The organism is Methylobacterium sp. WL6, assembly GCF_008040095.1.
Classification (GTDB): Bacteria; Pseudomonadota; Alphaproteobacteria; order Rhizobiales; family Beijerinckiaceae; genus Methylobacterium.
Map to the genome: position 1 here is coordinate 1 of NZ_VRVH01000276.1, position 5,981 is coordinate 5,981.

Below are 5,981 nucleotides of genomic sequence, written 5' to 3' on the forward strand. Positions count from 1 at the left end.
TGCCGAGACCTGCCCGCAATACCTGACGCTGACGCCCGAACAAATCAAGGAGATCTCCGACGACCCCATTTCTGGATAAAAGAACGTCTGCGCGCCGCCGCCGCGGGATGCCGCGCGCCAGGCGGCGCTCGGGGCCGGCCTGTCCGAGGCGACCCCGTGCGCGACCCTGAACAAGGTCTGCGGCTCGGGCATGAAGGCGCTGATGCTCGGCCACGACATGATCGCGGCGGGCTCGGCCGGGACCGTGGTGGCGGGCGGCATGGAATCGATGTCGAACGCGCCCTACCTCCTCGACAAGGCGCGGGGCGGCCAGCGCCTCGGCCACGGGCGCATGCCTCGACCACATGTTCCTGGACGGGCTGGAGGACGCCTACGATCGCTGCCGCCTGATGGGCACCTTCGCCGAGGACACCGCGCAAGCCTACCAGTTCACGCGGGAGGCGCAGGACGCCTACGCCCTCGAATCGCTGGCCCGCGCCACCCGCGCGACTGCGGAGGGCGCCTTCGCCGACGAGATCGTCCCCGTCGGCGGGGCCGCGACCGACGAGGGCCCACGCCGGGCCCGGCCCGAGAAGATCCCGACCCTCAAGCCCGCCTTCCGGCCCGACGGCACGGTGACGGCGGCCAACGCCTCGTCGATCTCGGACGGGGCAGCGGCCCTGGTGCTGATGCGCCGGTCGCAGGCCGAGCGCGGCGGCGTCGCGCCGCTGGGCATCGTCCGCGGGCACGCGAGCCACGCCGCGGCGCCGGCCTGGTTCTCGACCGCGCCGATCGGCGCGATCGGCAGGCTCCTCGACAAGGTCGGCTGGCGGGCCGGCGACGTCGACCTCTACGAGATCAACGAGGCCTTCGCGGTGGTGGCGATGGCCGCGATGCGCGACCTCGACCTGCAGCCCGACCGCGTCAACGTCCACGGCGGCGCCTGCGCCCTCGGCCACCCGATCGGCGCCTCGGGCGCCCGCATCGTGGTGACGCTGCTGACCGCGCTCGCCCGCACTGGAGGCCGCCGCGGCATCGCGGCGCTCTGCATCGGCGGCGGCGAGGCGACGGCGATCGCGGTGGAGCGGACGTCCTGAAGCAGGGTCGAGCGTGGCGGATACCGCCTCGCGTGAAGACAATGCGACCACGCCATGAGCCGGTGCTCGTTCCGTGATACGAGGATCGCAAAAAGGGTGCTAGCCGGCGAGCCGACGGTTCGGGGCGGCCGCAACGGCGACCGCCGATTCCCCGAGGCGGGGTCGGTCGCCGAACCGGTGCACGACGTGGCGGCCCAGCGCGATCGCCGGCCTCTCGATCCATCGATACATCAGCGTCGCGACGCCGACGGTCACGAGCGCGGTCGCCGCGGCGAAGACGTGGACCGGGACGACCGGCTCGTATCCCGCCAGCGCGTGCTCGAGCACGACCTGGACCACGGGCCCGAACAGGTAGATCGAATAGCTGATCGCACCGAGGCCGACGAAGACCCGTCCTTCGATCCTGACCTTCACGCCGAGGAGCGCGAAGAGCGCCATCGCCAGCCAGTAGGTGATGACGTACTTCACCCAGCTCTCGTGAAAACCCATGTCGCGATTGTAGGCGAGCACGGACACCAGTGGCACGGCGAGGATCAGCGCCGCCGTCACCAGGGCCGATGCGGAGCCCCAGCCCGCCCGCTGCTCGAAGACATGGTAGCGCAGGCACAGGCCCCAGAACATCACGGCGAGCGAGAGCGGCACCGCCACGGGGAACTTGCGTTCCAGATGGAAGCGCAGGCCGGCCAGGACGACGGCGGCCGCGATGAGCGAGAGCGCGCAGACCACGGCACCCGTGCGGTCGTCGAGGCGACCGATGACGAACAGCCCCACGCAGATGGCGTAGAAGATCAGCTCGATCTGGAGCGTCCAATACAGGCCGATGATGTTCTCCACGCCGAGGAACTGCTGCAGCATGGTCATGTTGGCCGGCACGAGCAGGTTCGGCACGTCGCGGCCGGCCCACACGAACAGGACGAGTAGGCCGCACGGGATCGAGAGCCAGTAGGCGGGATAGAGGCGGAAGAACCGCGAGACGGCGAAGGCCAGGACCGGTCGGCGGCTCGGCTTGAAGAGCGAGAACGGGACGACGAAGCCGGAGACGGCGAAGAACAGCGTGACCGCGATCTTGCCGACGTCGAGATACGCGGTCAGGTGCCCGAGCAGGTCTCGCTCCAGCGGAGACGGCCCGAGCTGAGCCCTGAGACCGAATTCGACGGTATGGGCGTAGATCACCGCCAAGGCGGCTAAGCCGCGGATCGAATCGATGCAGTGGAGGCGGCGCATGACGGCATCGATCGCGTTCGCCCTCGGATGCAGGGCGCGGCGACGATTGCAGGCGGTCCGAGTCTCGACAAGCCGCTTCGAAGGGCTTGGTTAAAGGCCGGCCGGCGACGCGACGGGTGCCCCGCGGAGGCTCAACGATCGGCAGGATCCGCCGTGGATCGGCGCAAGACACTTGAGGCGGGATCGTCGAGGCAGGCAGGGAGGCGAACCGGATCCGACCAGAGACGCACATCGAGCCCGATAGGTCCGATCGAACGCCGGAGCGGTCGTCCTCGATCGGGGAGCCCGGCCGTCGGGCGAAGGTCCGCGCGGCATCGTCAGCGCAAGGCTTCGTCGCCCGAGGACGCCGGCTTGGTGGAGCGCCCGCCTCGCGGCCGCGGCCCTGCGAGGCGGGGTCGGCGGCGACCGAAGCCGAACGCGATGCGCGGTCCGCGTTCGGCCGCTAGCGTTTGCGGGAGGCTAGGCCGCCACGCCGGTCCCGATCGGGCAGGCGACGCCCGTGCCGCCGAGGCCGCAATAGCCGGCCGGGTTCTTGGCCAGGTACTGCTGGTGGTAGGCCTCGGCGAAGTAGAAGATCTGGCCGGAGACGATCTCGGTGGTGACGTCCGGGAAGCCGCGGGCCTTCAGCGCGGCGGCGTAGGCCGAGCGCACGGCCTTGGCCGTCGCCTCCTGCGCGGGATCGGTGAGGTAGATGCCGGACCGGTACTGCGTGCCGACGTCGTTGCCCTGGCGGTACCCTTGCGTCGGGTCGTGGCTTTCGAAGAAGGTCTTGAGCACGGATTCGAGCGGCAGCACCGCCGGATCGAAGGCGACCAGCACGACCTCGTTGTGCCCGGTGCGGCCGGAGCAGACCTCCTCGTAGGTCGGGTTCGGGGTGTACCCGCCCTGGTAGCCCACCGCCGTGACGAACACGCCCGCGGGCAGCTGCCAGAACTTGCGCTCCGCGCCCCAGAAGCAGCCGAAGCCGAGGCCGATCGTCTCGGTGCCCGGCGGGTACGGGCCCTTGAGCGGGTTGCCGTTGACGAAGTGGGTCTCGGCGGTCGGCAGCGGATCGGGGCGGCCGGGCAGCGCGTCGGCCGGGCTCGGCATCTCGGCCTTCTTGCGGAACATCTGCAGCATCGGGCATCCTTCGGGCGGCGGGTTCGCGTCAAACCCGTATATGGGGTCGCCCGCCCGGTTGATGAAGCGGCCGGTCGCCTCAGGAGCGCGTGAGGAACCCGATCGGCTCGCGCGCCGGCTGCCCGAGCCAGAGCAGCACCGCGCCGAGGCCGAGGCCGAGCAGCGAGGCCGGCGCCAGGGTGAGCGGCAGCACCGCGAGGTTCCACAGCCACGGCGCCACGCCCTCGACCGTGGCCTGGAGCGCGCTCGCCTTGTCCTTGAACAGCGTGAACAGCAATTCGCTCAGCGGCGTGATCCGCAGGCCGTTGTTGGCGACCGAGCGGGCGCCGTCGTAGACCAGGGCCACGAAGCCGCCGGCCAGCAGCACGAAGCCGAGGAGGCGCAGGAGGAAACGGAACATCGTCGGGTCTCGGGAGCACGCGCGTCGGCCGGTCCGGAGGGCGTACGAGCCCCGCCCCCGCCGCGCAAGCGGTTGCCGCGCCCGCGCCCGCCGTGCCACAGGGGCGGCCCCGGCGACAGGAACCGACCCCCCGTGACCATCCGCGTACAGGCCCCGGTGCCGCCGGCCCTCGTCATCTTCGATTGCGACGGCGTTCTGGTGGACAGCGAGCCCCTGAGCCTCGCCTGCCTCACCGCCGGGCTCAACCGCATCGGCGTCGCGATCGACGTCGAGACCGTGCGGGCACGCTTCGCCGGCACCTCCATGGCCTCGATCATGGGCCACGTCGCGCGCGACTACGGCGTCACGGCGCCCGATGGGTTCGTCGCGGCGGTGAAGGCCGAGACTCTGGCGATCTTCGACGCGGAGCTGCGCGCCATGGCCGGGATCGCCGAGGCGGTGGCCGCCCTCTCGCTGCCGACCTGCGTCGCCTCGAGCAGCGATCCCGTGCGGCTGCGCCACTCGCTCGGCCTCACCGGCCTGCTGCCGCTGTTCGACGGGCGGATCTACTCGGCGGTCGAGGTCGCCCGCGGCAAGCCGTTTCCCGACCTGTTCCTGCACGCCGCCGCCCGGATGGGGGCCTCGCCCGACGCCTGCCTGGTGATCGAGGACAGCGTGCCCGGCGTCACCGCCGCGCGGGCGGCCGGGATGCGGGTGCTCGGCTTCACCGGCGGCGGCCATTGGGGCCACGACCGCGACGGGGCCGACCTGCTCGCGGCCGGGGCTGCGCGGGTCTATCGCGACCACCGCGACCTCGCCGCGAGCCTGGCGGCGATCGGCGCGCAGGGCTGAGGCAGGATCGGGCTGCCGCCCGGGACGGCGGCGCGGGTTTGTGCCCGAAAACTGCAAAAAAACGGAAACGGCTTCCTTTGACGCCGCGCCGGCAAATCTCCATCTTAGCGAGGTCGGGCGATGCCAAGCATCGCCGACCGCGGTGATTTGAGGAGCATCGCTTGCGCCGCGTCATCAAACGCTAAAGCACTGCCGGACGACGCCGTCCTGCGGTCCTTCAACGTCAGGAGGACTCCTACCGTGATCCGATACCCCTCGACCCCCGCTCTCCCCGTGCACGGCGCGCGTATGCGCCGGCCTCGTGGTCGCTGTCGCGGCTGACGTTCGCGCGCCGACAGACGATCCGACCGCCCAGCACCGCCGGCATCGCGACCGGCCCCGGGAGACATCCGTCATGCCACAGCTTCATCCGGCCGCGCAGGCCGCCCCGACGCACGACCTGTTCGCCGACCACCTGACCCAGCGCGCCCGCAACCGCCTGCACGCGGAGCCGCCGCCGACCCGGATCATCGAGGTGGGCGAGATCGCCGCCGGCATCGCCGTGCCCGAGCCCGGCGGGGTGCGCTTCTTCTCCTCGGCCCGTGCCTTCGACGAGCTCGACGGCACGGTGTTCCGCAGCACCGAGCAGGCCGCCCGCGCCGCCCGCGAGCGGTTCCGGGCCCGCACCCGGGTGTCGGGCGCCCGACCGGGCGGGGGCAGGCCGGCCGCGGTCTGAGGGGGGCTACCCTTCTCTCCCTCCCCGCTTCAGGGGGGAGGGAGGATCCCCCCTTACTTGCACTCCTCGCGGGTGCGCTTCATCGCCTCGCCGAAGCCGGCCAGCGCGTACTCGTCGCTGGTCGGCCGGCCGCGCATCGAGATGGTCTTGACCAAGAGCTTGGGCACCCGGCCGCTCATCTCGGAGACGACGCGGGCCTCCTCCGAGGGGTTCTGGAGCCAGGCGTTGCCGTCCTTCACCACGAGGCCGTAGCGGGCGCTGCCCAGGGTGATCGCCGGGTCGCTCGGGGCGGCGGCGGCACCGGGCCTGGCCTGTGCGGCCGCGGGCTTGGACGGGAAGCCGAGCATCACCGCGATCTCGTTCTGGACGTTCTCGCCCTTGCGCACGGTGACGAACAGGTAGGCGGTGTCGCGCTTGAGCGTCGCCGGCGAGCGGGTCTGCGGCTGGGCGATGGCGTAGCACAGGCGGGTCTTGCCCTGGCCGCTGGCGAACACGTTCCAGTCGCCGAAGATCGCCACCGGCGTCGCCTGCTGCATGCCGGGCGGGGTCGGCGCTTCCTTCGGCGTCCGCTCGCGGCCGCCCCGGCGGCTGCTCGGGATCTCGGCGGCCTCGGCGC

At 71.7% G+C, this 5,981-nt stretch carries 7 protein-coding genes and 1 pseudogene; 3 read left to right on the forward strand and 5 right to left on the reverse strand.

Going from position 1 to position 5,981, the window contains the following annotated elements:
- Window positions 1–192: hypothetical protein (locus tag FV230_RS30375; RefSeq protein WP_210248653.1), on the reverse strand; the 192-nt coding region annotated here is incomplete at its 3' end.
- On the opposite strand from FV230_RS30375, the pseudogene FV230_RS23265 reads away from it, so the two are divergent.
- Window positions 113–1,076 (forward strand): annotated as a pseudogene (locus tag FV230_RS23265) (acetyl-CoA C-acyltransferase); the annotation flags it as partial. The gene FV230_RS30375 and the pseudogene FV230_RS23265 sit on opposite strands and share 80 nt — an antisense overlap.
- A 99-nt stretch (window positions 1,077–1,175) precedes the next feature.
- Here the strand turns inward: FV230_RS23265 and FV230_RS23270 are convergent.
- The 3 genes from FV230_RS23270 to FV230_RS23280 all read right to left on the reverse strand — a co-directional run bounded on the left by FV230_RS23270 (window position 1,176) and on the right by FV230_RS23280 (window position 3,819).
- Window positions 1,176–2,300 (reverse strand): acyltransferase, encoded by a 1,125-nt coding sequence (locus tag FV230_RS23270; RefSeq protein WP_147844088.1) that lies wholly within the window; start codon window positions 2,298–2,300, stop codon window positions 1,176–1,178.
- 459 nt (window positions 2,301–2,759) lie between these two features.
- Window positions 2,760–3,416 (reverse strand): peptide-methionine (S)-S-oxide reductase MsrA, encoded by a 657-nt coding sequence (gene msrA / locus FV230_RS23275; protein WP_147844091.1) that lies wholly within the window; start codon window positions 3,414–3,416, stop codon window positions 2,760–2,762.
- A gap of 82 nt (window positions 3,417–3,498) precedes the next feature.
- A complete protein-coding gene (locus FV230_RS23280; RefSeq protein ID WP_147728517.1) occupies window positions 3,499–3,819 on the reverse strand; it encodes a PetM family of cytochrome b6f complex subunit 7 in 321 nt (106 codons plus the stop codon).
- Window positions 3,820–3,951: 132 nt separating this feature from the next.
- On the opposite strand from FV230_RS23280, the gene FV230_RS23285 reads away from it, so the two are divergent.
- Complete coding sequence (locus tag FV230_RS23285) at window positions 3,952–4,650, forward strand: HAD family hydrolase (RefSeq protein ID WP_147844089.1); 699 nt, start codon at window positions 3,952–3,954, stop codon at window positions 4,648–4,650.
- Window positions 4,651–5,044: 394 nt separating this feature from the next.
- Window positions 5,045–5,365 (forward strand): hypothetical protein, encoded by a 321-nt coding sequence (locus FV230_RS23290; protein ID WP_243937044.1) that lies wholly within the window; start codon window positions 5,045–5,047, stop codon window positions 5,363–5,365.
- A gap of 53 nt (window positions 5,366–5,418) precedes the next feature.
- Here the strand turns inward: FV230_RS23290 and FV230_RS23295 are convergent.
- Window positions 5,419–5,981 (reverse strand): invasion associated locus b family protein (locus FV230_RS23295; protein ID WP_147844090.1); only part of this gene is annotated, 563 nt, incomplete at its 5' end.